A 25,489-nucleotide genomic window follows, 5' to 3' on the forward strand; every position below is an offset into this window, starting at 1 on the left:
AGCCAGACGGTCTCACCCCACGTGTCGGGCGGCTCCGCGTAGCGGCACCGCGACCCGGCCGGCCTTGACCTCGTGCCGCCGGCACCGGCACTTCGAGGGCTCGGACCCGTCGAAGACCGCGTCGACGTCCTCCCAGGGCACCTCGTCCGACGGCACGATCCGGATCATCCGGCCACTCTAGAGCTGCTGCGTGAGGTTCACGGGGTTTCCGTCGGGGTCGAACACGTGCGCGACCCGGCGGCCCCACGGCATGTCGTTCGCCGGTCCCCGCACCCGCCCGCCCGCGGGTTCGACCAGCGGCAGCACCGCGTCCACGTCGGTCACGGCGATGTCCAGCGCGATCCGCGGCGTCGCCGAGAGATCGGCGTCCTCCGCGACGAGGCCGAGCTCGGACTCGTCGATCCGCAGGGCCTTGTAGAACACCTCGCCCTGCTCCGGGTACCGGAAGACCTCGGTCGCGCCGAAGACCTGCTCGTAGAACGCCTGCACGGCCGGCAGGTCCGGGGTGATGATGATGGGCTGGATTCCCATTAACGCCTCCTAGTCGTCCACGGTGGTACGGGACGGCCGTCCGGAACTCATCGGTGCGCCGAACAACGGCAGCAACTCGCCGACGTTCAGGTACGTCGTCGTCGCCGTCACCAGCCCGCCCCGCACGTCGAGGAACACCAGCCCGAACGGCTGCTCCATCCCCGGCCGCATCTGCCAGTAGGCGGGCGACCCGTTCGCTTCGACGGGCACCAGCCAAGCGCCGTCGCACGAGGCGTTCGGATCGCTCAACGCCAGGGAGATCGCCTCACGCCCGCGCAGCCACCAGCTGAACGGCGGCATCGACATCGTGGCGTCCTCGTGCAGCAACGCGACCAACGTCCGCACGTCGTGCCGCTCGAACGCCTCGCAGTACCGGCTGAGCAGCGACTTCTGCACAGGATCCGCCGGGTCCAGCGGCTCTCCGGGGTCGACGTCGCGCAGGGACGCCCGAGCCCGCTGCAACGCGCTGTTGACCGCGGCGACGGAGATGTCCAGCAGGGCGGCGACCTCGGCGGCCTGCCAGGCCAGCACGTCACGCAGGATCAGCACCGCGCGCTGCCGGGCCGGCAGGTGCTGCAGGGCCGCCACGAAGGCCAGCCGCACGGTCTCGCGGCGGATCGCCAGGTCCTCGGGCAGCACCACCGCGTCCGGCACCGGCTGCACGAAGAGGCGTTCGGGCAGGGGAGCGCCGATCTCCCCGCCCGACGGCCCGAGGTCGACGGCCAGAGCACGCCGCTGAGCCGACCGTTGCATGTCGATGCAGATGTTCGTGGCGATGCGGTAGAGCCACGTGCGCAGCGACGCGCGTGACGGGTCGTAGCTGTCGTACGCCTTCCATGCGCGCACGAGTGTTTCCTGCACGGCGTCCTCGGCCTCGAAGCCCGAGCCGAGCATGCGGTAGCAGTAGCCGGTCAGCTCGATCCGGAACGGCTCCAGCGCGTCGATCACGCACCGACCCTACGCGGACCGATGAGTCCGGGCCGGACGATCCGTACACACGACCATGACGCAGGACATCCGGGCCGAGGTGGCGGCCGAACGACGTGAACAGGCCGAACTCCTCAGCGGCCTGACCGAGGACCAGTGGAACGCCCCCAGCCTCTGCGAGGGCTGGACCGTCAAGCACGTCGTCGCCCACACGACGCTGCCGTACCGCTCGCCGGGCAGGCGCGTGCTGTGGGAGCTGCTCAAGTCGGCGGGCCGCTTCAACCACGCCTCCGACCGCATGGCCCGCCAGGACGCGGCGGCACTGTCCACCGGCGACCTGCTGCGAACGCTGAAGGCCAACGTCGACCACCCGTGGACGCCGCCCGGCGGAGGCGCGGTGGGCGCGCTGTCGCACGACGTGATCCACGGACTGGACATCACGGTGGCGCTCGGCCTGGACCGCAAGGTGCCCCACGAGCGGTTGCGGATGGTCCTCGACGGCATGAAACCCGCCCACGTCGAGTACTTCGGCGCGGACCTGCGGGACAAGCGGCTGGAGGCCACGGACCTGGAGTGGGCGTTCGGACAGGGGCGGCCGGTCAGGGACGAGGCGCAGAACCTGTTGCTGCTGGTGTGCGGGCGGCGGCTGCCGGGTCAGCGGTAGCCGGGGCACAGGACGTCGAGGGTGACCGGGCCGGCGTCGGTCCGGTCACCCGCCGCTGGCTGGAGCGAAAGTGTCCTCGTGGTGGACGCCCTCCCGTGCGGGAGCCGGCCGCGGAACGCCGGGAGCGCGGGTCGAAGCCGCGGCTCAGCCCGTCCCGCTGACCTCTTCCCGCACCCGCGAGGTCGCCTCGATCGTCGAGGCGAGGAACTTCGCCACCACCCCCCGCTCGTCCGGGCTCATCCCCGCCCAGGCCGACGCGTACTCCCGCGCCAGCGGCTGGAAGAACGTGGCCGCCAGCGCCGTCGCCGTGTCGAGCACCCGCAGTTCGACGCGGCGGCGGTCGCCGGGATCGCGGTCGCGGACGACGTGGCCCGCCCTTTCCAGGCGGTCGAGGACGGACGTCGTGGCCGAGGCGCTGAGGTTCAGCGCCCTCGCCAGCGTGCCGGGTGTCATCGGAGTGGTCATGATGAGGTTCAGCGCTGTCATGTCGGTGGGATGCAACTCGTGAGCGGCGCTGAAGATCTCGAGGAACCGGTTCGACTCCATCACCAGCGTGCGCAACATCATGCTCAGGTCGTAGTCGGTTGCATCGCTCACGGGGACAGCTTACTGTTTCGACCATCGAAACGTTCGACGATCGAAGGAACATCTGATGCGAGTCCTCGCCGGCGTCCTGCTCGTGGTCTGGCTGGCCCTGGGCGGCTTCACCGGCCCGTACGCGGGCAAGTTGTCGGAGGTGGCCGAGAACGACAGCAGTGCGTTCCTGCCCAACTCCGCCGAGTCCACCCAGGTCGCCGAGCTGCAGAAGAAGTTCCAGCGCGAGGAGGCCATCCCGGCGATCGTCGTGGTGGAACGCTCCGGCGGACTGACCGAGGACGACAGGAAGTACCTCGCCGAGCAGGCCAAGGGCTTCCCGGCGTCGCCGGTGATCCCGGCGCCCGACGACGACGAGGCCGCGCAGCTCGTGGTGCTGCTCGATCCGGCCAAGGACGTCAAGGACTCGGTCTCCCAGCTCCGCGACGGCGCGCGAGGTGCGCCCGAGGGGCTGACGGTGCTGGTCACCGGGCCGGCGGCGCAGGTCGCGGACCTCGTGGAGGCCTTCGGCGGGATCGACGGGTTGCTGCTGGTCGTCGCGGCCGCGGTGGTCGCGCTGATCCTGCTGGTCGTCTACCGCAGTCCCATCCTGCCGGTCGTGGTGCTGGTGTCGGCGGTGTTCGCGCTGGGGCTGGCCAGTTTCGTGGTCTACCTGCTCGCCAAGAACGACGTGCTGGCGCTGAACGGCCAGAGCCAGGGCATCCTGTCGATCCTGGTGGTCGGCGCCGCGACGGACTACGCCCTGTTGCTCGTGTCGAGGTTCCGCGAGGAGCTGCGCGACAGCGAGGACAGGGTCGCCGCCATCAAGGCGGCCTGGCGCGGCACGATCGAGCCCATCGCCGCGTCCGCCGGCACCGTCATCCTCGGCGTGCTGTGCCTGCTGTTCAGCGACCTCGACTCGAACAAGGGCCTCGGACCGGTGGCGGCCATCGGCATCGGTGCCGCGCTGATCACGACCATGACGTTCCTGCCCGCCGTGCTGGCGTTGCTCGGACGGGCCGCCTTCTGGCCGTTCGCGCCGAAGTTCGGCTCCGAGCACCCCGAGACGGGCGGGCTCTGGGGGCGCACGGCGAACTTCGTGCGCGGCAAGCCCCGGGCGATCTGGGTCGTCTCGACGCTCGTGCTGCTCGTCGGCGCGGCGTTCCTGCCGCAGCTCAAGGCGTCCGGCACGGCGCAGTCCGACGTGTTCCTCACCGAGGTCGAGTCCGTCGCGGGCCAGGAGGTGCTGTCGCGGCACTTCCCCGGCGGCACCGGGTCGCCGACGATCATCATCGCGCGGGAGGCGGAGGCCGCCGAGGTCCTGCGGAAGTCCGAGGTGGACGGTGTCGCCGAGGTCCGGCCGGCCGGAACCGCCGACGGGCTCGTCAGCATCCAGGCCACGCTCGCGGACGCGCCCGACTCCGACGCGGCGGTCGCGACCGTGCAACGGATCCGCGACGCCGTGCACGGGACGGGCGAGGCGAAGGTCGGCGGGCCGACGGCGACGCTGCTCGACACCAGGACGACGTCCGAGCACGACCGGACGCTGATCATCCCCATCGTGCTCGTGGTGATCTTCCTGATCCTCGCCGTGCTGCTCCGGTCCTTGCTGGCGCCGTTGCTGCTGATCGCGACGGTGGTGCTGTCGTTCGCGGCGACCATGGGCGTGTCGGCGCTGGTGTTCAACCACGTCCTCGGCTTCCCGGGCTCGGACCCGGTGGTGCCGCTGTTCGGGTTCGTGTTCCTGGTGGCGCTGGGCATCGACTACAACATCTTCCTGATGACCCGAGTCCGCGAGGAGACCCGGCGGCTCGGCACGGTCGAGGGCACGATCAGGGGCCTCAGCCTCACCGGTGGCGTGATCACATCGGCCGGTGTGGTGCTCGCGGCGACGTTCGCGGCGCTGGCCGTGCTGCCGATCCTGTTCCTGACGCAGATCGCGTTCATCGTGGCGTTCGGCGTGCTGCTGGACACGCTGCTGGTGCGGTCGTTGCTCGTGCCGGCGCTGTCGGTGGACATCGGTGGCCGGATCTGGTGGCCCTCGAAGCTCCGGTGAGCCAGGATTGGCGGTCATGACCTACACGGCCCGTCAGCTCAACCGCGCCACCCTCGACCGGCAGATGCTGCTCAGGCGTGAACCCGTGGACGTGCTGACGGCCGTGGACCGGGTCGTGGCGATCCAGGCGCAGGAACCCGCGTCGCCGTACCTCGCGCTGTGGAACCGGGTCGAGGACTTCGACCCGGCGGGCCTGGACGAGGCGTTCACGAACGGGGCGGTCCGCAAGGCGTCGCTGATGCGGATCACCCTGCACGCCGTCACCGCCGCCGACCACGAGGTGTTCCACCACGCGATGCTGCCCGCGTTGCGCGCCTCCCGGCTGTACGACAAGCGCTTCAAGGGCATGGACATCACGGTCGAGCAGACCGACGCGCTGCTCGGGCACCTGCTGGAGTTCGCGAGGACCCCGCGGCAGAAGGCCGAGATCGAGGAACTGCTGCACTCCCACGCCGGCGACGTCGGCGAACCGGGCGTCTGGTGGGCGCTGCGGACCTACGGGGGCCTCGTCCACGCGCCGACGGGCGGACCGTGGTCGTTCGGCTTGCGACCCGCCTACCGGTCCGTGACGACGCAGGCGCGGGAACGGCTGGAGTGCGTGGCCGAGATGCTGCGCCGCTACCTCACCGGCTTCGGACCGGCGACCGTGCCCGACATGAACCAGTTCACCATGCTGCCCCGCACGACGATCCGCGAAGCGCTGGCACTGCTCGACCTCACCGAGTCCGGTGGCCATTACGACGTTCCCGACCGGACGGTCCCGGACGAGGACACCCCGGCGCCGCCCAGGCTGATGGCGATGTGGGACAGCACGCTGCTCGCCTACGCCGACCGGACCCGGATGATCCCGGAGCCCTACCGGAAAGTGGTCATCCGCAACAACGGCGACACCCTGCCCACTCTCCTCGTCGACGGCCGGGTCGCCGGCGTCTGGCGTCCCACCGAGGACGGCGGAATCGAAGCGACCTCGTTCCACGCGCTCAGCGACGACGACTGGACCGGCCTCGCCGAAGAGGCGGCGGCGCTGAAGAAACTCCTCGGGGACAGGGAACCGCAGGTGTACCGCCGCTACGCACGGTGGTGGAACGGCCTTCCGGCGCACGACGTTCGTGTCGTGTGAAAACGTCAAGGTCCACAAAGGACGTCCGCTGAGTCCGCCCGCGACGCCTCGATGAGCACCCGCGCTCGGCGGAGGCGCTGACGCGGAGCGGCGTCGGACGGATCGCCGCGTGGATGACCGCGGAGACCTGTCCGAAAGCGAACGGTCCCGAGGAGATCCACGGAGTCGACGGCGCGAGCCACGTCGACCTGCACGACAGGCGCACGCCGGAGGCCGCCCACCGCGTCGCGGAGTCCTTGGGCCAGCACCTGCACGTCCGTGCGGTGACCAGCCGCGCGGCCGGGTTCACGCCGATGGCGCGGGCCGCACGCCGGGAACGGCGTTCGCCATGTCCGCCTCCCTCGGAGCGGAGGCGAGCCGCGCGGCCATCGTGCCGCCCTCGGGGGTCCCGGCGGGCGACGGGATCTTGCCCAGCAGGTAGGCGGCGTGGCTCACGGCGAGCAGCACGAGGAACGCGCTGGAGAACGCGGGCAGCCCGGCGATGCCCGCCGGGTTGTCGACGGCCCTGAGCGCCGCGACGGCCTGCGCCACGTACGTCAGCACCAGCAGGACCGTGATGACGAGGTTCTGGAACTTCGCGAGGTCGACCGACCTGCCCGCCGACCCGCCCTCCTCGACGGTCAGCATCTCCCAGAACCGCCCGGTCTCGTGGCCCATCGGGTGGGCCGCGACCGAGTCCGGCCTGCTGCTGCTCTTCACGACCTTGATGGCGCCCGCGACGACGCCGGAGCCGAGCGAGATGCCGAGCAGCACGAGGACCTGCTCGGGGATCTGGAACCCGGCCACGTCGACCTGCCCGGCCGCGAACCGCCCGAACGCCATCCCGCTGACCAGCGACAGCAGCACGACCGTCCACATCATCACCTGCAGGCGCGACAGGCTGTAGCGGCCGCGGCCGTCCCGGAGCACGTTCTGCGCGCCGAGACTGCGGGGGACCACCACCGCGAGCAGCACGATGACGAGCGCGGACACGACCCAAGCCCAGAACGTGGTCGCCATGGCGACCTCCTCGTTACGCCGATCGGACGCTGTGGTCGGTAAGTCGTCCGGAACTGACCAGGCGTTATCACGTTCGGCAACGACTCGGGGTCCCGGGTGGCCCACGAGAGGGACCGCTCGTGGTGGGAGCTGTCGAGGGAGAAGCCCTCCGGCGACGTCCGCCCGGACCCCTCGTGGCCCCCTTCCCGGCCAGAACGCCGTCTTGCCCACGTCGCCGTCCGCTACCAGGCCGGCTTCACACATCGTGACCGCGATGGGCCCTGACGGATGAGACCGGCGTCTCTCCGGCCTCAAGAACGCGTAAAGGCCGGGCCCGCCCCCGTAAGGACGTTGTCAGGCACCCCCTGATCAGGCATTTCGTCATGCACGCTGCCGAGCGTCCTCAAGAACACCAAGTCGTTGAAGGGAGCGGCGTCATGGCCGACCTGGCCTACGCGTTGCTGCTGATCGGGAGTTTCGTCGTGCTGGGCCTGACTGTGCGTGGACTGGAGAGGTTGTGAGCACCGGACTCGTCGCGAACGCCGCCGGCGGCGTGATCGCGCTCGTGCTGCTCGTCTACCTGGTCGTCGCACTCGTCAGGCCGGAGAAGTTCTGATGTCACCTCTCGTCGCCGGCCTCCTGCAGGTCGGCATCCTCTTCGCGGCCCTCGCGGTCGCGTACCGGCCCCTCGGCGACCACATGGCCCGCGTCTACACCGCGAAAGGCCACTTGGCACTCGAACGAGCCGTCTACCGGTTCGCGCGGATCAACCCCGACGCCGAGCAGAAGTGGAGCACCTACGCGTACGGCGTGCTCGGCTTCTCGTTCGCCGGCATCGTGTTCCTCTACGTGGTCCAGCGGCTGCAGTCGTTGCTGCCGTTCGACTTCGACCGGGGCAACGTCGGTCCCGGCACGGCGTTCAACACGGCGATCAGCTTCGTGGCCAACACCAACTGGCAGTCGTACGTGCCGGAGGTCGTGATGGGCCACGCGGTCCAGATGATCGGCCTGACCGTGCAGAACTTCGTGTCCGCGGCGGTCGGCCTGGCCGTCGCCGTCGCGCTGGTCCGCGGATTCGTGCGGCACCAGACGGACCGGCTCGGCAACTTCTGGGTCGACCTGACCCGCGGCACCGTCAGGATCCTGCTGCCCATCGCGTTCATCGGCGCCATCGTGCTGATCGCTCTCGGCGTGACGATGAGCCTCAAGTCCGGAGTGGACGTCGACGGCCAGGTGGTGGCGAACGCACCGGTCGCCAGTCAGGAGGCCATCAAGGAGCTCGGCACCAACGGCGGCGGCGTGCTCAACGCCAACTCGGCGCACCCGTTCGAGAACCCGAACGAGTGGACCAACCTCGTCGAGGTCTTCCTGATCCTCGTCATCCCGGTCGCGCTCACCCGCACGTTCGGCCGGCTCGTCGGCAACGCCAGGCAGGGTCACGTCCTGCTCGGCGTCATGGGCGTCATCTGGTCCGCGATGCTCGCGGTGATCTGGGCCGCCGAGGCGAACGGCGTCAGGCCGCTGGAGGGCAAGGAGCTCCGGTTCGGCATCCCCGGCAGCGCGATCTTCGCCGACGCCACCACGGGCACGTCGACCGGCGCGGTCAACTCGCTGCACGACAGCTACACCGGGCTCGGAGGCGGTGCGGCGATGCTGAACATGCTGTTCGGCGAGATGACGCCCGGCGGTGTCGGAACAGGTCTCTACAGCATCCTCGTCATGGCGGTCATCGCGATGTTCCTCGCCGGGCTGATGGTCGGCCGCACGCCCGAGTACCTCGGCAAGAAGCTGGGGCGCAGGGAGGTCACGGCCGCCGCGGTCTCGATCCTCGCGATGCCGACCGTGCTGCTGGCCGGCGCCGGCATCGCCGCTGTCCTGCCGAGCACGCCGGCCGCGCTGAACAACCCGGGAGAGCACGGTCTGTCGGAGATCCTCTACGCCTACGCGTCGGCTTCCAACAACAACGGAAGCGCGTTCGGGGGCATCACCGCGACCAGCGACTGGTTCCAGTCCTCGCTCGGCCTGTGCATGCTCTTCGGCCGCTTCGTCCCGATGATCGCGGTGCTGGCGCTCGCCGGATCCCTCGCGGCGCAGAGGAAGGTGCCGGTCACGGCGGGCACGCTGCCCACCACCGGCCCGCTCTTCGCGACGCTGCTGACCGGCGCGATCGTCCTGGTGGCCGCGCTGACGTTCGTTCCCGCTCTTGCCCTCGGCCCCATCGCGGAGGCACTGCTGTGACCGCCACGCTCCGGAAACCGGCCCCGCGGCAGGACGAGCTCCCTGCCAAGCCGGGCATCGCCGCCGCACTCCCGGAGGCGGTGCGCAAGCTCCACCCGCGCCACCAGCTGCGCAGCCCCGTCATGTTCGTCGTCTGGGCGGGATCGGCGCTGGTCACCGTGTTCGCGGTGACCAAGCCGGGCGTGTTCACGATCGCCGTCGCGGCCTGGCTGTGGTTCACCGTGCTGTTCGCGAACCTCGCCGAGGCCGTCGCGGAGGGACGTGGCAAGGCGCAGGCGGACTCGTTGCGCAAGACCAAGGAGGACACCGTCGCCCGGCTCGTCAGCGGCGACGTCGTGCCCGGCACCGAGCTGGAGGTCGGTGACCTCGTGGTCGTCGAGGCCGGCGAGGTGATCCCCGGTGACGGCGACGTCGTCGAGGGCATCGCGACCGTCGACGAGTCGGCGATCACCGGCGAGTCCGCGCCCGTCCTCCGCGAGTCCGGAGGCGACCGGTGCGCCGTCACGGGTGGCACGACGGTGCTGTCCGACCGGATCGTCGTGAAGATCACGACCAGACCCGGCGAGTCCTTCGTGGACCGGATGATCGCGTTGGTGGAAGGCGCCGAACGGCAGAAGACGCCGAACGAGATCGCGCTGACGATCCTGCTGTCGACGCTGACGATCATCTTCCTGCTGGCCGTGGTGGCGCTGCAGCCGTTCGCGGTCTACTCCGGCGGCGAGCAGTCGGTGGTCGTGCTCACCGCGCTGCTGGTCTGCCTCATCCCGACGACGATCGGCGCGCTGCTGTCCGCGATCGGCATCGCCGGCATGGACCGGCTGGTGCAGCGCAACGTGCTCGCCACCTCCGGCAAGGCCGTCGAGGCTGCCGGCGACGTCGACACGCTGCTGCTCGACAAGACCGGAACGATCACGTGGGGCAACCGGCGCGCGACCGAGTTCATCCCGCTCGGCACGACCTCCCACGAGACGCTGGTGGCGGCGGCACGGCTCGCGAGTCTCGCCGACGACACCCCCGAGGGCCGCAGCATCCTCGAACTCGCGGGCGGTGAGCCCGCGGACGAGCACGAGAAGACCGGCGAGTTCGTGCCGTTCACCGCGCAGACCCGCATGTCCGGCATCGACCTCGACGGCCGGGTGGTCCGCAAGGGCGCCGCGTCCGCGTTCGAGCTGACCTACCAGGCCCGCGAGGTCGTGGACGGGATCAGCGCGCAGGGCGGCACCCCGCTCGTCGTGGCGGAGAACGGTCGCGTCCTCGGCGTCATCCGGCTGTCCGACGTGGTGAAGCCCGGCATGAGGGAACGCTTCGCCGAGCTGCGCGCGATGGGCATCCGCACGGTCATGGTCACCGGCGACAACCCGTTGACCGCTCAGGCCATCGCCGCGGAGGCGGGGGTGGACGACTTCCTCGCGGAGGCCAAGCCCGAGGACAAGATGGCCCTGATCCGCAAGGAGCAGGAGGGCGGGCGGCTCGTCGCGATGACCGGTGACGGCACGAACGACGCGCCCGCGCTGGCCCAGTCCGACGTCGGCGTCGCGATGAACACCGGCACGTCCGCCGCGAAGGAGGCCGGCAACATGGTCGACCTCGACTCGGACCCGACCAAGCTCATCGAGATCGTGGAGATCGGCAAGCAGCTGCTGATCACCCGCGGCGCGCTGACGACGTTCTCCGTGGCCAACGACCTCGCGAAGTACTTCGCGATCCTGCCGGCCATGTTCGCGGCGATCTACCCGGCGCTCGGCCGGCTCGACGTCATGCACCTCGCGACGCCGCGGTCCGCGATCCTGTCGGCGGTGATCTTCAACGCGCTGGTGATCGTGGCGCTGATCCCGCTGGCGCTGCGAGGGGTGCGGTACCGGCCTTCCAGCGCCTCCGCGCTGCTGCGGCGCAACCTGCTGATCTACGGCCTGGGTGGCGTCGTGACGCCGTTCGCCGGGATCTGGCTGATCGACCAGTTCGTGCGACTCATCCCCGGGATCGGCTGAACCGATGGACAACTTCCTCAAGCAGTTGTGGGCGGGCCTGCGGATCCTGCTCGCCCTCACGGTGCTCCTCGGCGTGCTCTACCCGTTGTCGGTGTGGGGCGTCTCGCGGCTCCCCGGCCTGCACTCCCACGCCGAGGCGCAGAACACCGACCTCGTGGCCGTGGTGCGCGAAGGGGACCGGTACTTCGTGCCGAGGCCGTCCGCCGCGACGCCGCCCGCGTCCGGTGGCTCCAACAAGAGCGAGATCAACGAGGACTACACGGTGGTCGTCGCGGAGCGCAGGACGCAGGTCGCGCGCCGCGAAGGCGTGCCGGAGAGCCAGGTCCCGCAGGACGCCGTGACGGCCTCCGCGTCCGGTCTCGACCCGCACATCAGCCCGGAGTACGCGGCGTTGCAGGTGCCCCGCGTGGCGCGCGCGTCCGGGCTGCCGGTGGAGGAGGTCCGTGAGCTGGTCGCTGCCCACACCCACGGCACCTTCACCACCACCGTCAACGTGACGGCGCTGAACCGCGCCCTCGACAGCGCCACCGCGGAACAGGGAGGTCGACGGCCGCCGGGGTGAGCTGATGACCTGCTTTGCCGTCGTGGTCCCGGCGTCGGCAGAACCTCCGCCGTGCCCGGCACCGCGGCCTCCGCGGATCGTCGGTCTTCGCGCCGTTCCAGCGGCTCGGGGACCGCTGCACCGGCGTCGGTCCGGAGCTGAGCGCCGCGAAGGCTTCACCGCTGAGGACACACCGGGCGGCGGGCTCGCCGTCGTGGTCCCACTGCCCGCTCACGAGGAGGAACGATGACGTCCGTGCTGGTGGTCGACGACGAACCGCAGATCGTCCGCGCGTTGAGGATCAACCTCAGCGCACGGGGCTACGACGTGATGACGGCCTACGACGGCAAGTCCGCGCTGGGCGTGGCGGTCGAGGGCAAACCGGACGTGGTCGTGCTCGACCTCGGCCTGCCCGACCTCGACGGCGTGGACGTCATCGCGGGCCTGCGCGGCTGGTCCACGACCCCGATCATCGTGCTGTCCGCGCGCACCGACTCGCCGGCGAAGGTCGAGGCCCTGGACGCGGGCGCCGACGACTACGTGACCAAGCCGTTCGGCATGGACGAGCTGCTGGCACGGCTGCGCGCCGCCGTGCGCCGCGGCCTCGCCCGCGAGGCGGGGGACCCGGTCGTCGAGACGTCGTCGTTCGTCGTGGACCTCGCGGTGAAGAAGGTCCGCCGCGGGGGCCGCGAGGTGCACCTGACGCCGACCGAGTGGGGCCTGGTGGAGGTCCTGGCGCGCAACCCGGGCCGGCTCGTCTCGCAGAAGCAGTTGCTGCGGGAGGTGTGGGGGCCGATGCACGTCAACGAGTCGCAGTACCTGCGCGTCTACTTCGCCCAGCTGCGGCGCAAGCTCGAGGACGACCCGGCGCACCCGCGGCACCTGATCACGGAGCCGGGGATGGGCTACCGGTTCGAGCTGTGAGCCCGGCCGGCCCGCTGCGCGACGCCGGGCCGTCCGGTGCTCGCCGGCCGCGCGGCGGTGCGGATCCGGGGGCCAGCCCTACTGTCCGCCCTTCCCGGAGTCGTTAGCGTGGAGGAACTTCGGGGGAGAGGTGGAGCAGTGGGGGATGTGGCACGCCGGGACCTGTTGTCCTGGATCGGAAAGGGCGCGCTCGGAGCCGCCGTGCTGGGCGCGGTGGGGCACCCGGCGGAGGCGTCGAGCGGCGTCACGGTGCTGCGAGGGGCCACGCTCGTCGACGGCACCGGGCGGCCACCCGTGCGCGACGCGACCATCGTGCTGGCCGGCGACCGGATCCTGGCCGCCGGACGGCACCGCGACGTCCCGCGCGGCGCGCGGGTGGTCGACCTCGCCGGGAAGTACGTGATCCCGGGCTTGTGGGACCTGCACACGCACGCGACGTACTTCGAGAACACCCTCGCGCCGTTGCACGTCGTCCAAGGCGTGACGGGCGTCCGCGAGATGTTCGGCCTGCCGGAGACGCACGACACCCGGCGCCGCATCGAGTCCGGTGAGGTCCTCGGTCCGCGCATGGTCGTCGCCAGCGCGATCGTCGACGGTCCCGGCTCCATCTGGCCCGGCTCGGACGTCGTGCGCACCCCGGACGAGGCCCGCGCCGCCGTGCGCCGCGCCAAGGACGGGGGAGCGGACTTCGTGAAGGTCTACTCGTTCCTGTCCCCGGAGTGCCACGCCGCCATCGCCGACGAGGCACGCCGGGTGCGGATCCCGTTCGCGGGCCACGTTCCCGCACGGGTCCCGGTGCAGGACGCCTTGGCACAGCACACGCACGAACACCTCTACAACCTGTTCACGTCCACTTCGGACAACGCCGACGCCCTGTACGCCGAGCTGCGCGCGAGGCCCGACGACCAGGCGGACCCGAACTGGTGGGGCCGTCACGCGGGCCGCGTGGAACGCGCCGCCGTCGCCACGCACTCGCCCGCGCGGGCCCGGGAGCTGTTCGCCGCCATGGCCCGGCAGGGCACGTGGCAGTCGCCGACGCTCTTCGTGGAACGCAACATGTCCCGGTCACCCGAGAGCATCACCGGCGACCCGGTGGCGCTGGAACGGATGCGGTACATCCCGGCCGACCTGCGCGCGCAGTGGCAGGCGATCATGTCCGGCCGCCCGCCCCGCACCCCGGAGGAGGTGGCCGAACTGCGGAAGTTCGGCGACGCGCGGATGCGGCTGCTCGGGCAGATGCACGAGGCAGGCGTCGGTGTCGTCGCGGGCACCGACGCGGGGTTCGCCTACGTCTTCCCGGGCTTCTCTCTGCACGACGAACTGGCGCTGCTCGTCCAGGCGGGCCTGTCGCCGATGGCGGCGCTCCGGGCGGCGACCAGCGAGGCCGCCCGGTGCCTCGGACGGAGCCACGAGACCGGCACCGTGACGCCCGGCAAGCAGGCCGACCTGGTCGTGCTGGACGCGAACCCGTTGCAGGACATCACGAACACAAGCCGCGTCCACGCCGTCGTCACCCGTGGCCGCTACCTCGGACCGGCCGACAGGGCGCGGGTGCTGCGCGAGATCGAAGCGGCGGCACAGGAACCCGTCGACGCTCCGCGGACACCTGTGGGCTGCTGCGAGCACTGATGTGGCGCCCGCCACCGCGGTCGTCAGGATCGCGTCAAGGCGGAGCCCGCGCGTGTCAGGGTCCCGTCCGGGGCCTGTCCGCGACAGGCCACCGGGCGTGTGCTGAACGCATGACACTCGCGGAGTTGTTGCCCAGCACCGGATGTTCCAGCCAACCGGTCCTGGAGGACGGTCTCTGGCCGGACGGCACCAGGGTCGCGGGCGGGGACCTGCTCATCGGTGGACTGCCCGTCACGCGGCTCGCGGCGCGGTTCGGCACGCCGTGCCAGGTCCTCGACGAACGCACGGTCCGCAGCAGGGCCGTGGCGTTCCGCGAGACCCTGCCCGGGGCGGAGGTGGTGTTCGCGGGCAAGTCGTTGCCCTGCCCCGAGGTCTACCGGTGGATGGCGGACGAGGGCCTGTCGCTCGACGTGTCCTCCGCCGGTGAGCTCGCCCTGGCCGGGGCGGCGGGCTTCCCGGCGGAGCGGATCGTCCTGCACGGCAACGTGAAGACGTCCGAGGACCTCAAGGCCGCCCTGCGGTACGGCGTTTCGCGGATCGTCGTCGACTCGTTCGACGAGATCGCCCAGCTCGGTGCGTTGGCGACACACGGCCAGAAGGTCATGGTTCGTGTGACGCCCGGCGTCGACGCGCACACGCACACCAAGATCGCGACCGGCGTGGAGGACCAGAAGTTCGGCTTCTCCCTGGCGTCCGGCGCCGCCCTGGAGGCGGTGCTGCGGGTCGTCGAGCAGCCGTCGCTGGACCTCGTGGGCCTGCACTGCCACATCGGGTCGCAGGTGCGGCACGTCGCGAGCTACGAGGAGGCCGTGCGCAGGATGGCCGGCCTGATCGCCTCCTGCGGCACCAGGATCTCCCAGCTCGACCTGGGCGGCGGCTTCTGCGCGCCCTACCGGCCGGGGGAGCCGGCGTTCGACCTCTTCGGCTTCGCCCAGCGGGTGCGCGGGACCCTGAACTACGAGTGCGCGCTGCACCGCGTCCCGGTGCCCCGGCTGCTGGTCGAGCCGGGACGGTCGATCGTCGCGAACGCCGGCGTCACGCTCTACCGGGTGTGCGCCGTCAAGCGCGGCGCCACGCGCACGTTCGTCGCCGTGGACGGAGGCATGAGCGACAACCCGCGTCCCGCCCTCTACGGTGCCCAGTACGCCGTCCGGCTGATCGGGCGGGGCGGGAAACCGAGCCCCGTGACGGTCGTCGGCAGGCACTGCGAGGCCGGCGACGTGCTCGCCGAGGACGTGCCGCTGCCCGGCGACGTCCACGCCGGAGACCTGCTGGCCGTGCCCGTCACGGGCGCCTACCACCACGCGCTGGCCTCGAACTACAACCAGGTGTGCCGTCCGCCGGTCGTCGCCGTCGCGGGCGGGGTGGCGCGGCCGGTCGTGCGCCGCGAGACCGAGGAGGACCTGCTGCGCCGGTACGTTTGATCGATCAGCGGTGCGGTCGAACGCCTGTTCCCTAGAGTGGCGCGATGCACTCGTACGCCTACGTGGCCGACTCGCGGCTCGACGAGACGCGGCGCGCCCTCGGACTGCAGACCTCCGGCGGCAGGGCGCCGAACCCGCGTTTCTTCACCGGGTTCCTCGCCGACTCGCAGCAGGCCGCCACGGCGTTGCTCGCCATCGCGAAGATCGCGGGCACCCGCTACTTCCAGCCCACCGGCGAACGGCTGCGCGACCCGGTCGTCACGTGCAACGGCGACCGGCTGCGCTTCGAGTCGTTCTCGGGCTGCTGCGGTGTCTACGCGCGCTTGGACGTCCTCGACGACGCGCTCGACGGCGAGGTGCACGACCGCGGCACCACGAACGTCGACGTCAACGAGCCGCTGCGGCGCGCCCTCGCCCGCGTGACCAAGGGCGACCCGCTGCACCTGACGGTCGGGCCTGATCAGGTCGAGGTCGGCACGCTCGACGGCGCCGTCGTGGAGAAGAAGGTGCCGCTGCCGCCGCGCTGGCTGCGCGGTTTCGCGGAAACCCAGGTGCTCACGTCGAAGTTCGACCTCAAGGCCGAACTGTCCCCGGTGGACGCCCAGCGGTTCCTCAAGACGCTGCCCAAGGGGCGGGCGGCCGTGTGGGCGGTGCCGTCCGGGAAGTCGGTCCGGCTCAGCGGAACCGCCTCGGCCGGCGCCGTGTGCCTCGCGGGCCCGAACCGCCTCGAGACGCTGATCCCGTTGCTGCGCTTCGCGAAAGCCGTCCGCCTCTACGGCCCGCCCGCCACCGGCCTGCCCGTCGCGAGCGGCTGGGAGGTCGACCTCGGCGCGCAACGCCTGACGCTCGTCCTCTCGCCCGAGGTGGCGCGCGGGCTGTCCGGTGAGGGCGCGGTCCTCGACGGACTCGCGGCGGGGGACGCCGACACCGACGCCGAGCTCGTCGGCGCGCTGCTCGACTTCGAGCCCCGCGTGGACGTCGCGGACCTCGCCGACCGCTCCGGGCTCACCCCGGCCCGGGTCGGGGACGCGCTGGCGCAGCTCGGCACCGCCGGGCGGGTGGGCTACGACCTCGCCGAGGCGTCGTACTTCCACCGCGAGCTGCCCTACGGCGGCATCGACGTCGAGGCCATGAACCCGAGGCTGCGCAACGCGAAGGCGCTCGTCGCGCAGAACGCGGTCAGCTGGGACGGCGACACCGCGGTGGTCGGTTCGCACCGCGTCAACGGCGAGGCGTGCACCTGCCGGTGGTGGGCGGAGTACCGCGGCGGCCGGGGCAAGTGCAAGCACGTGCTGGCGGCGGACGTGGTCAGGGGACGGGCGTGACGTTCGACAGGATCCGGGCGCTCGTCGAGTCCGGCGGGGCGGTCGCGCTCGGCGAGCTGCTCAAGGCCGTCACGCCCGAGGAACGCAAGGCGTACGCGAAAGAGCTGGTCCCCTACGAGCGGGCCCACCGCGCCGGAGACCGGCGCTGGCAGGACGCGGAGACGCTCGCGATCGCGGGCGCGGGCCTGCTGCCCGGCGCGTCGGCGCTCGCGCCGTGGCTGGTGCGCCACCGGATCTGGCTGCACCACCGGCCCGGCGGGGACCCCGGGATGCGGGTGCTCCTCGACGTGCTCCGGCACCGGAACCCGCCGTGGATGCCGGACCTGCTGGCGAGGCTCGCCGCGAGGATGCCGTCGCGCGAGCGCTGGCGCCGGGACCTCCTGGCGATCATCGTCGAGTTCTGCGGCGACACCCCGCCGGACACCGACGGGTTCCTGTTGCACCTCATGGACTCCGACGCGCTCGACCACTGGAACCCCGCCTTCGACGCGTTGATCCCGAAGATGCTGGCGGCGGTCGGCAGCGGCGCGGTCCTGGGCAGCGCGCGGCGGACGTGGACGGCCCACTTCCTGCGGCGCGCCGGCCGGGAGGTGCTCCTCGACGGCTGCCTGGCCCGGTTGCAGCAGGGCGGGGCGCCTGGCGAGGTGGACGGGTTCCTCGCCCTGCACGAGGCCCTGGACGTCACGGTGGACGAGGTGGCGGCGCACGTGCGCGACTACGTGGCCGTGCTGCCGGACTCGCGGTCGACCGCGGCCGCTCTCGCGCAGCACCAGCTCAAGCGGCTGGACGACGCGGGGCGGCTCGACTTCGGCCTGCTGTGCGAGGCGAGCCGGTGGGTGTTCGGCCGCACCGAGAAGAAGCTGGTCCGCTCCCAGCTCACGTGGCTCGGCAAGCACGCGGGGAAGAACCCGGACGAGGTGGTGCTGACCGCGGCGGAGCTGTTCGGCCACGAGTCCACCGACCTGAGCGGCCAGGCCGTCAAGCTGGTCGTGAAGCACCTGGACTCCGTCAGCGAGGCCACCCGCGCCGAGGTCAGGGCCCTGGCCGAGCAGCTGCCGGGAGACCTCGCGGCACAGCTCGGCGGCACCACCGCGCAGGAGGAGGCCGTGGAGCTCGTGCCGTTCGTGCCGGCCCCGTTCCCCGAGCCGATCGCCACGCTCGACGAGCTGACCGGCGAGCTGATGGCCGCGTTCGGCCGCACCGCGCAGCACCTCGCACCGTCCGCGGCGGAACGGATCATCGAGGCGCTCGTCCGGTTCGCCTGGCAGGACAGGGAGGCGCTCTCCGCGGCGATCCAGCCGTTGTGCGACAAGAACCCGTGGTTCGACTACCGCGACAAGCACCCCGACTCCGACCACGACCCGTGGTCGGAGTTCGTCAACGTCATCATCGCCGCCCGCCGCAAGCCGAAGCCGCTCGAGCAGCAGGTGAGCTCCGAGGTGGACTTCGCCCGCAACCGGACGGCCGAGCCCGGCGGCGGGACGGTGGCGGACGGGCTCGCGAAGCGGCTGCACGAGATCGCGAAGGGTCTCGTCCACCTGCCGAAGCCCGCCCTGGTCTCCACTCCCACCGAGATGTCCGGGCTCATCGATCCCGCCGTGCTCGCCGAGCGCCTGGCGCGCGCGGAGGCGCAGGGCTGGGAACCGTGGCAGCGCGACCTGCGGCAGGCCGTCGCGCGCCTGCCCCGCGACACCGGCCCCGAGCCGTTCTCGGCGCTGACCGGCAGGCCGGCCGTCCAGGTCCGCGGCTGGCTCGCGTCGAGGACCGACCCCGAGATCGCCCTCGCCGAGCGGACCTTCACGTACTCCGGCAGCTGGCGCACCCCGCCCGAGGACACCGGTCTGTACGCCGTGGTGGTCCCCGGCCTGGAAGAGCCGGAAAACGTTCTGCGCCACCACGGCGAGTGGCGCTGGATGATCGAGTGGTGGCCGTCCCTGCTACCCACCCGGCGCGAGGTCGTCGCCGCGCACCTCGTCCCGCACCTGAGGGCGCGCACGGCGTCCAAGGGCGGCGACGGCCCACTGCTGCCGATGCTCGCCGAGGCCCACGGCCCGGCCGGTCCCGCCCTGCACCTCGCCCTGGTCTACGGCCTCGGCGCCGAACTGACCGTCAACCGCGCCTGCGCCGTGGACGTGCTCCTGGTGCTCGCGGCGCGCGGGCAGCTCGACGGCGGGGTGCTCGGCGACCTGCTCGGCCGGGTGCTCGGCCGCGGTGACGTCGTGCTGAACCGGGTCGTGCCCGGCCTGCGCGACGCCGCCCGTTCCGGTGCGGCACAGCAGATCTGGGACGCCCTGACCGCACTGCTGCCGCGCCTGTGGACGCACGGCAGGGCCGCCGACGTCGTCGAGCTCGCGGTGGAGCTGGCCCAGCGGCTCCGCCCCGGCGGCGACGTCGACGGACTCGCGGACGTGGCCGCGCGCGGGGGGACCAGCAAGACCGTCGTGCAGGCGAGGAGGCTGGCCGCCGCGCTCAGCTAGCGAAGACCGGGTAGTGGTCGGACAGGTCGTTGTAGGTGTACTTGCGCCCCCACGACCAGATCGACCACTCAGGACTCTTCACGCGCCGGGTCTCGTTGCGCAGCAAGGGACCCTGCACCGTCAGCACGTAGTCGAGCTGCTCGGACGCGTACTCCGGCCCGTACTGGTCGCGGCAGACGCTGTTGTCCGCGCAGTCCCACGAGAACGGGTGCCCGCCCATCTCGGGGGTCCGCGCGCCCAGGTCCGCGACCATGCGCGGGAACTCGGCGCTCGCCCCGGCCACGTTCAGGTCGCCGGCCACGTAGACGGGCTCGGACGCGGGGATGTTGCGCGCCGTGAGGAACGCCCTGATCTCGGCGCGCTGCTTCGCCCGGTAGCCACCCGGCGCACTCGTGCACGCCGAGTCCTCGGCCTGCATGTGCGTGCCGATCACGTGCAGCGGCCCGGACGGCGCCTCGACCCGCACGTACGCGAACCCCTTGGCGGACAACCAGTCCGCACCGCAGCCGTCGCGGTAGACGTGCTGGATCCGCGTGCTGATCGGCCACCGGCTCAGCACGGCGACCCCGCCGTCCTCCGGCGTCGCGTCGCTGTACCGGCCGCTCGTGACGTCCCACCCGGCGCGGCCGCGGCCGAGCACCGGCGTCTGGTGGGGGTAGGTGTCGCGCAGGTTCGCGAGGAGCCGGTCGGACGCGGTGTTGTCGAAGACCTCGTTGAGCACCACGACGTCCTGGCCGTCCAGCACGCCGGTGCTGTCGACGAGGTCGGCCCGCTGGACCTGGCCCCAGTTCGGGTAGAGGTTCCGCGACAGCATGAACACGTTGTAGGTGGCGATCCTCGGGGCGGCCGGGGCCGCGACCGCGGGGGCGGCGGAGATCGTGAGCACGACGGCGGCGGCGAGCGTGATCAGGCGCATGAGGCCCGATGGTGGAGGACGTGAAACTCTTTCACAACCGGCCGGGGGTGTCGTATCGATCAAGCGCGGATGAACGTCCGGCATCGTTGCCTACGGGCTCAGGCGAAAGTCTTCGATCTTCTGCCTGATGACTCCTCGGTTGTTGCTGGTGCACTTGCCCGGCTTGGTCGAAGGAGGTCACATGAGCGCGGTTCGCGATGTCCTTCCCACTGATCTCGCCAGCGCAGGTCGGCTTCCGGTGCCTCGGCGGTCTGGCCGTGAACGCTCGGCACCGCTTCCGGTCAGCGTGTCGTGGCCAGCAGTGTCTTGAGCTCCTCGATCGGCGTGCGCGCGAGGGCGGACCCGACCCCGCAGGCCACCGCGCCCGCCTCCAGCCAGGCGGGGACATCCGCCGGTGCCACCCCGCCCGTGGGCACCAACGGCGCGTAGGGCAGCACGGCCAGCACGTCCTCGACCCACCGCGGCGTCGGCGCCGGGAACACCTTCACCGCGTCCGCCCCGGCCTCCAGCGCCTGGACGACCTCGGACACCGACCCGGCTCCGGGCAGCACCGCCGCCCCGTACCGGTGTCCTGCCCGGATCACCGACGCGTCCAGGTTCGGGGCGACCAGGAACTGCGCCCCGGCTCGAACGGCGGCCACCGCGGAAGCCTCGTCCAGCACCGAGCCCGCCCCGATGACAGCAGAGGGGTGGTCCGCCCGCAGCACCCGGATCGCCTCCAGGGCACCGGGGTTCGTCAGCGGGAGCTCGAGGGACGTCAGGCCGGCCTCCAGCAGGGGAGTGGCCGCCTGGACGGCGGAGGCGGTGTCGGCGGTGCGGATGATCGCGATGACGCCCTGCCGCACGACTGCCCGGGCGATCTCGTAGCGGTAGCTCACGCCCGTCACGTTATTGCACCTGGTCGGTGCCATGTCAGCGGCTGTCAGCCGGTGCCAGCGAGGTGTGCGCCCGGTGCCAGCGGCCGGGCGGAGGGTAGGTCGTGCCGGCCCACCACCGGGCGGCACGACCCACCAGGAGAGTTCACCCCATGCAGGTCACGATCATCGGCGCCGGTCTCGGCGGCCTCATGCTCGCCCGCGTGCTGCACGTCCACGGCACCCCGTCCGCCGTCTACGAGGCGGACGAGTCGCCGACGGCGCGGTCGCAGGGCGGGATGCTCGACATCCACGACTACAACGGCCAGAAGGCCGTCGAGGCCGCCGGTCTGGTGGACGAGTTCCGCGCGCTGGTCCTGGAGGGCCGCCAGGCCCTGCGCGTGCTCGACACCGACGGCTCGGTGCTCTTCGAGAAGGGCGACGACGGCACCGGCGGACGTCCCGAGGTGCAGCGCGCCGACCTGCGCCGGATGCTCCTCGACTCGCTGCCCGCGGGCACCGTCCGCTGGGGCCGCAAGGTGGTCGGCGTCCAGGGCAGGACGGTGACCTTCGCGGACGGCACCACCGTCGAGGCGGAGCTGCTGGTCGGCGCGGACGGCGCGTGGTCGCGCGTCCGGTCCGTCCTGACCGACGCCAAGCCGGAGTACACCGGCGTGTCGTTCATCGAGACGTACCTCCACGACGCCGACACCCGGCACCCGGAGGTGGCGAAGGCGGTCGGCGGCGGCATGATGATCGTGCCCTCGCAGGGCAAGGGCATCTTCGCGCACCGCGAGAGCGGCGGCACCCTGCACGCCTACGTGGAGTTCACGAGGCCGCTGGAGTGGTTCGACGACCTCGGCGGGATCGCCGCCGAGTTCGAGGGCTGGGCACCCGAGCTGACCGCGCTGATCACCGAGTCCGACACCGAGCCGGTGTTCCGCCCGCACCACGCCCTGCCGACCGGACACCGCTGGGACCGCGTGCCGGGCGTGACCCTCCTCGGCGACGCCGCGCACCTGCAGCCCCCGAACGGCGAAGGCGCCAACCTCGCCCTGCTCGACGGCGCCGACCTCGCTCTCGCGCTCGCCGAGCACCCCGGCGACGTCGAGGCCGCGCTGTCGTCGTACGAGGAGACGATGTTCGTGCGCGCCGCCGAGACCACCGCGGACTCCGAGGAGATGGTCCAGAGCCTGTTCGGCGACGAGCCGCCGCAGAAGCTCCTCGACCTGCTCCTCGACGCCTGACCACCAGGGGCGAACAGGACCGCCACGCCGGTCCACGTGGCGGTCCGCCGGCTCTCCTCTGAACAGACCCGTGGCTCCGACGCCAAGCACTGCTTGCGCATGAGGCATACGCTCATGCGCATGACGCAAGAAGATGGCGATCTGGACGGCCTCGTGCGCAAACGCATCCGCGCCCTGCGGGTGGCGCAGGGCTGGTCCCTCGACGAGCTGGCCGGCAGGGCCCGGCTGAGCCCGTCGTCGCTCAGCCGCATCGAGAACGGCCAGCGCCGCCTCGCCCTGGACCAGCTGGTGGTCCTGGCGCGTGCCCTGGACACCTCGCTGGACCAGCTGGTCGAGACCGACACCGACGACGTGATCGTCAGCCCGGTGCTCGACGGCGCGCACGGCACGATGCGGTGGCCGATCAAGGCCGAGCCGGGGATGACGGTGATGCGCCAGCGCATGACCTCGCCGCCACCGGACAACCCCGCCTCGCTGCGCGCCCACTCCGGGCGGGAGTGGCTGGTGGTGCTGTCCGGGGTGGCGGTGTTGCTGCTCGGGAACCGGCGGATCCGGGTGGAGACCAACCAGGCGGCCGAGTTCCCCACGATGCTGCCGCACGCGATCGGGACGGCCGGGAGGCCCTGCGAGATCCTCGGGATCTTCGACCGGGAGGCTCGGCGGGGGCACAACGCGGATCGGAAGGGCTGATCGGGAGGCCGACGAGGTGGCCAGGGGTGGTCGATCTTGCGCGCGGGGCAGCGGGCCGGGTGACCTTCTTGCCGGATGCGCAAGTAGTCGTGCACCTGACGCATGGCCGACCTACGTTGAGGGCATGAACGACCACGGACACGGCCACGGCCACGGACATGGCCACGGGCACAGCCACGCCGACATCATCGACCAGGCCGAAATCCTCGACCTCGACGCCGAACTGCTCGCCACCCACACCGCCGACATCATCGACTGGCTCCCCACCCCCTCGCCGCGTCACGTGGCCGACCTGGGCGCCGGCACGGGCGCGGGCACCTTCGCCCTGCTCGCCCGCTTCCCGGAGGCCCACGTCACCGCCGTCGACTCCTCGCTGGAACACCTCCAGCGGCTCCGCGTCAAGGCGGGCGAGCGAGGTCTGGCCGACCGGATCCACACCGTCCTGGCCGACCTGGACACCGACGTGCCGGACCTCGGCGCCCCGGACCTCATCTGGGCCTCCGCCTCCCTGCACCACCTGAAGGACCCGGCACACACCCTCCGCCGGCTCCACGACGCGCTGGCGGCCGGCGGTCTGCTCGCCGTCGTCGAACTGGCCGGCATGCCGCGGTTCTTCCCCGAGCAGGCCCCGGACGGCCCCGACGCACGCCTGCCCCACCGCGGCGCCGACTGGGGCCCGATGCTCACCGAGGCCGGATTCGTGCGGGAAGGCGAACGCACCATCACCGTCCACGTCGAACGGTCGCCGGAGGTGGAGCGCTACGCGCGGATCGTCCTCGGCAGGCAACTGCCGCCGGAAGAGGTCGACAAGGCCCTGCGCCGCGACGACCTCGCCCTGCGCACCGAACGCACTGTGTGGGCGGCGAGGCGGAGGTCCCCCTAGGATCCGGCGGGTGATGTTCGGGTCGCGGGCCGAGTTCGCCCTGGAGTTCCACGTCGAACGGGACCCGGGTCTGCTGTGCGTCGACATCTTCGTCGGCGGCCTGCACGTGAACTCGTGGGACAACGCGTTCTACCCGCCGTTGCTGGTCAAGAAGATCAAGGACGAGCTCGGCCGCCTCGCGGACGGGGCAACCGGCTACCAGTTCCTGGAGTGGGGCGAGTGCACCGACGAGGTGCTGGTGTTCGCCGAGGCCACCGGCGACCGGGTCCACCTCGACTGCCGGGTGCACGACGGGCCGCGGGTGGCCGTGGACCTGAGCCGGACGGCCTTCGTCGAGACGCTGCGGCGGAGCCTGGAGATCGCCGAACGCGAGTGGGCCACGAGGCTCGCCGCCATCAAGGCGCGCAACTAGCGGCAAGCTCCGACCGGTGCCGATTTCACCCCATCGAGCCCCTTGTTGCTCTTCGAGCAAGCCCTAACGTCGAGCCATGGCCACGAGCACACCGTCCACTGCGTACAGCAGGGACCTAGGCGACGAACTGCGCAAGGTGCGCGAAACCAGCACCGGTCTGACGGGCGCGGCCCTCGCCGTCCGCCTGGGCTGGGACCCCAGCAAGGTCTCGACGCTGGAGAACGGCAAGTACCGCCCCAGCGAGATCGACCTGGTGCAGTACCTGTCGATGCTGGGCAAGGACATCGACTTCTTCGAGGACTTCAAGCGCCGCTACCGGTACGCGTTCGAGGAGTACATCGTCCAGGTGCCGGACAACCTGCGGACGCTCGCGATGGCCGAGTCGACGGCCACGACGATCACCAGCTACGACCCGAACGCCGTACCGGGTCTCGTGCAGACACCGGAGTACGCCGACGGGCTCTACCGGCTGACCGGGTTCGTGCCCGAGGAGCGGATCCCGACCGTCGTGCAGTTCCGGATGGACCGCCAAGCGATCCTGAGGCGGCATGATCGGCCGAAGTGCCTATTCTACGTGCACGAGCAGGCGTTGCGGATGAAGGTCGGCGACCACGCGATCATGGAGGACCAGTACGCCAAGCTGCTTTTCAGCTCGCACGTGGTCCGGATCGTGCCCGCGGACGTCCCCTTGGCCTGGACGAGCTGCGTGCTGTGGGAGTACGAGAAGGCGATGCCGGTGGCGTTCACCTCGACCGACCTCGCCAAGGTGTTCGTGCAGGATCCGGGCGTGATCGCGCGCACCCGGTTGCTGTTCGACCGTTTGGCCGAGATCGCCTTGGATGCGGAACAATCGCGGAGCAAGCTGGCGGAGTACGTCGGCCGACCGCGAGAGGATTTCCATGACCCAGGACAGCTCATGGCGTAAGAGCAGCTACAGCGGTGGCACCGAAGACGACAACTGCATAGAGGTGTCGCTGTCCGGTGACGCTCTCGTCCGCGACTCGAAGAACCCCTCCGGAGGCGTCCTGACCTTCAGTTTCGCCGCCTGGAAAAATTTCCTCGAAACTCGGTGAACCGCGGCCCGTCCCCTTA

26 protein-coding genes are annotated in these 25,489 nt (G+C 71.4%); 19 read left to right on the forward strand and 7 right to left on the reverse strand.

The features are described from left to right. Nucleotides 1-12: 12 nt before the first annotated feature. Genes L6E10_RS37015 through L6E10_RS37025 form a run of 3 tightly spaced genes read right to left on the reverse strand, consistent with a single transcriptional unit; the run spans nt 13 to nt 1,479 of the window. Complete coding sequence (locus L6E10_RS37015) at nt 13-168, reverse strand: hypothetical protein (RefSeq protein WP_236224823.1); 156 nt, start codon at nt 166-168, stop codon at nt 13-15. A gap of 9 nt (nt 169-177) precedes the next feature. Further along, nucleotides 178-531, reverse strand: a complete 354-nt coding sequence (locus L6E10_RS37020) for a VOC family protein (RefSeq protein WP_236224824.1) — start codon at nt 529-531, stop codon at nt 178-180. A 9-nt stretch (nt 532-540) separates the two neighbouring features. Beyond that, nucleotides 541-1,479, reverse strand: a complete 939-nt coding sequence (locus tag L6E10_RS37025) for an RNA polymerase subunit sigma-70 (protein ID WP_236224825.1) — start codon at nt 1,477-1,479, stop codon at nt 541-543. Between the two features lie 55 nt (nt 1,480-1,534). On the opposite strand from L6E10_RS37025, the gene L6E10_RS37030 reads away from it, so the two are divergent. Next, nucleotides 1,535-2,122 (forward strand): maleylpyruvate isomerase family mycothiol-dependent enzyme, encoded by a 588-nt coding sequence (locus L6E10_RS37030; RefSeq protein ID WP_236224826.1) that lies wholly within the window; start codon nt 1,535-1,537, stop codon nt 2,120-2,122. A gap of 144 nt (nt 2,123-2,266) precedes the next feature. Here the strand turns inward: L6E10_RS37030 and L6E10_RS37035 are convergent, their stop codons facing one another. Continuing rightward, the gene (locus L6E10_RS37035; RefSeq protein WP_236224827.1) at nt 2,267-2,719 is read right to left on the reverse strand and encodes a MarR family winged helix-turn-helix transcriptional regulator; all 453 of its coding nucleotides are present in this window, start codon (nt 2,717-2,719) and stop codon (nt 2,267-2,269) included. 55 nt (nt 2,720-2,774) lie between these two features. On the opposite strand from L6E10_RS37035, the gene L6E10_RS37040 reads away from it, so the two are divergent. Continuing rightward, nucleotides 2,775-4,751: an MMPL family transporter gene (locus L6E10_RS37040; RefSeq protein WP_236224828.1), complete on the forward strand. Its 1,977-nt coding sequence runs from the start codon at nt 2,775-2,777 to the stop codon at nt 4,749-4,751. A gap of 16 nt (nt 4,752-4,767) precedes the next feature. Next, nucleotides 4,768-5,871 (forward strand): winged helix DNA-binding domain-containing protein, encoded by a 1,104-nt coding sequence (locus tag L6E10_RS37045; RefSeq protein WP_236224829.1) that lies wholly within the window; start codon nt 4,768-4,770, stop codon nt 5,869-5,871. A 285-nt stretch (nt 5,872-6,156) separates the two neighbouring features. On the opposite strand, the gene L6E10_RS37050 is transcribed toward L6E10_RS37045, so the two are convergent. Beyond that, nucleotides 6,157-6,870 (reverse strand): hypothetical protein, encoded by a 714-nt coding sequence (locus L6E10_RS37050; protein ID WP_236224830.1) that lies wholly within the window; start codon nt 6,868-6,870, stop codon nt 6,157-6,159. Nucleotides 6,871-7,232: 362 nt separating this feature from the next. On the opposite strand from L6E10_RS37050, the gene L6E10_RS37055 reads away from it, so the two are divergent. From L6E10_RS37055 to L6E10_RS37100, 10 genes are all read left to right on the forward strand, one after another. Then, on the forward strand, nt 7,233-7,370 hold the full coding sequence (locus L6E10_RS37055) for a hypothetical protein (protein ID WP_236224831.1): 138 nt from the start codon (nt 7,233-7,235) through the stop codon (nt 7,368-7,370). After that, complete coding sequence (gene kdpF, locus L6E10_RS37060) at nt 7,367-7,465, forward strand: K(+)-transporting ATPase subunit F (protein WP_236224832.1); 99 nt, start codon at nt 7,367-7,369, stop codon at nt 7,463-7,465. Before L6E10_RS37055 ends, kdpF begins: the two co-directional genes overlap by 4 nt. Next, the gene (gene kdpA / locus L6E10_RS37065) at nt 7,465-9,087 is read left to right on the forward strand and encodes a potassium-transporting ATPase subunit KdpA (protein WP_236224833.1); all 1,623 of its coding nucleotides are present in this window, start codon (nt 7,465-7,467) and stop codon (nt 9,085-9,087) included. Before kdpF ends, kdpA begins: the two co-directional genes overlap by 1 nt. Further along, nucleotides 9,084-11,075 (forward strand): potassium-transporting ATPase subunit KdpB, encoded by a 1,992-nt coding sequence (gene kdpB / locus L6E10_RS37070; protein WP_374237600.1) that lies wholly within the window; start codon nt 9,084-9,086, stop codon nt 11,073-11,075. The genes kdpA and kdpB overlap by 4 nt, the downstream gene beginning before the upstream one ends. 4 nt (nt 11,076-11,079) lie before the next feature. After that, entirely contained in the window at nt 11,080-11,637 is a 558-nt protein-coding gene (locus L6E10_RS37075; RefSeq protein ID WP_236224834.1) for a potassium-transporting ATPase subunit C, read from the forward strand. 225 nt (nt 11,638-11,862) lie between these two features. Beyond that, entirely contained in the window at nt 11,863-12,540 is a 678-nt protein-coding gene (locus tag L6E10_RS37080; protein WP_236224835.1) for a response regulator, read from the forward strand. A 138-nt stretch (nt 12,541-12,678) separates the two neighbouring features. Beyond that, complete coding sequence (locus L6E10_RS37085) at nt 12,679-14,169, forward strand: amidohydrolase family protein (RefSeq protein WP_236224836.1); 1,491 nt, start codon at nt 12,679-12,681, stop codon at nt 14,167-14,169. Between the two features lie 110 nt (nt 14,170-14,279). Next, nucleotides 14,280-15,593, forward strand: coding sequence for a diaminopimelate decarboxylase (gene lysA / locus L6E10_RS37090; RefSeq protein ID WP_236224837.1), 1,314 nt, complete (start codon nt 14,280-14,282; stop codon nt 15,591-15,593). 44 nt (nt 15,594-15,637) lie between these two features. Next, the gene (locus L6E10_RS37095) at nt 15,638-16,918 is read left to right on the forward strand and encodes an SWIM zinc finger family protein (protein WP_236224838.1); all 1,281 of its coding nucleotides are present in this window, start codon (nt 15,638-15,640) and stop codon (nt 16,916-16,918) included. After that, nucleotides 16,915-19,395, forward strand: a complete 2,481-nt coding sequence (locus L6E10_RS37100; protein WP_236224839.1) for a DUF6493 family protein — start codon at nt 16,915-16,917, stop codon at nt 19,393-19,395. The genes L6E10_RS37095 and L6E10_RS37100 overlap by 4 nt, the downstream gene beginning before the upstream one ends. Here the strand turns inward: L6E10_RS37100 and sph are convergent. Both sph and L6E10_RS37110 read right to left on the reverse strand, forming a co-directional pair. Further along, nucleotides 19,388-20,311, reverse strand: a complete 924-nt coding sequence (gene sph / locus L6E10_RS37105; RefSeq protein WP_236224840.1) for a sphingomyelin phosphodiesterase — start codon at nt 20,309-20,311, stop codon at nt 19,388-19,390. The two genes, L6E10_RS37100 and sph, sit on opposite strands and share 8 nt — an antisense overlap. A gap of 281 nt (nt 20,312-20,592) precedes the next feature. Beyond that, nucleotides 20,593-21,189 (reverse strand): bifunctional 4-hydroxy-2-oxoglutarate aldolase/2-dehydro-3-deoxy-phosphogluconate aldolase, encoded by a 597-nt coding sequence (locus L6E10_RS37110; RefSeq protein WP_236224841.1) that lies wholly within the window; start codon nt 21,187-21,189, stop codon nt 20,593-20,595. Between the two features lie 149 nt (nt 21,190-21,338). On the opposite strand from L6E10_RS37110, the gene L6E10_RS37115 reads away from it, so the two are divergent. From L6E10_RS37115 to L6E10_RS37140, 6 genes are all read left to right on the forward strand, one after another. Next, entirely contained in the window at nt 21,339-22,412 is a 1,074-nt protein-coding gene (locus L6E10_RS37115; RefSeq protein WP_236224842.1) for an NAD(P)/FAD-dependent oxidoreductase, read from the forward strand. Nucleotides 22,413-22,532: 120 nt separating this feature from the next. Then, nucleotides 22,533-23,102 (forward strand): helix-turn-helix transcriptional regulator, encoded by a 570-nt coding sequence (locus L6E10_RS37120; RefSeq protein ID WP_236224843.1) that lies wholly within the window; start codon nt 22,533-22,535, stop codon nt 23,100-23,102. Nucleotides 23,103-23,226: 124 nt separating this feature from the next. After that, nucleotides 23,227-23,985 carry a trans-aconitate 2-methyltransferase gene (locus tag L6E10_RS37125; RefSeq protein WP_236224844.1) on the forward strand — a complete coding sequence of 253 codons (759 nt, stop codon included), beginning with the start codon at nt 23,227-23,229 and terminating at the stop codon, nt 23,983-23,985. A gap of 13 nt (nt 23,986-23,998) precedes the next feature. Continuing rightward, on the forward strand, nt 23,999-24,397 hold the full coding sequence (locus L6E10_RS37130) for a hypothetical protein (protein ID WP_236225078.1): 399 nt from the start codon (nt 23,999-24,001) through the stop codon (nt 24,395-24,397). A 76-nt stretch (nt 24,398-24,473) separates the two neighbouring features. Then, nucleotides 24,474-25,322, forward strand: coding sequence for a helix-turn-helix transcriptional regulator (locus tag L6E10_RS37135; RefSeq protein ID WP_236224845.1), 849 nt, complete (start codon nt 24,474-24,476; stop codon nt 25,320-25,322). Further along, on the forward strand, nt 25,297-25,470 hold the full coding sequence (locus L6E10_RS37140; RefSeq protein ID WP_236224846.1) for a DUF397 domain-containing protein: 174 nt from the start codon (nt 25,297-25,299) through the stop codon (nt 25,468-25,470). Before L6E10_RS37135 ends, L6E10_RS37140 begins: the two co-directional genes overlap by 26 nt. Nucleotides 25,471-25,489: the final 19 nt, after the last annotated feature.

Source organism: Lentzea sp. CC55 (assembly GCF_021056325.1).
Taxonomy (GTDB): Bacteria; Actinomycetota; Actinomycetes; order Mycobacteriales; family Pseudonocardiaceae; genus Lentzea; species Lentzea jiangxiensis.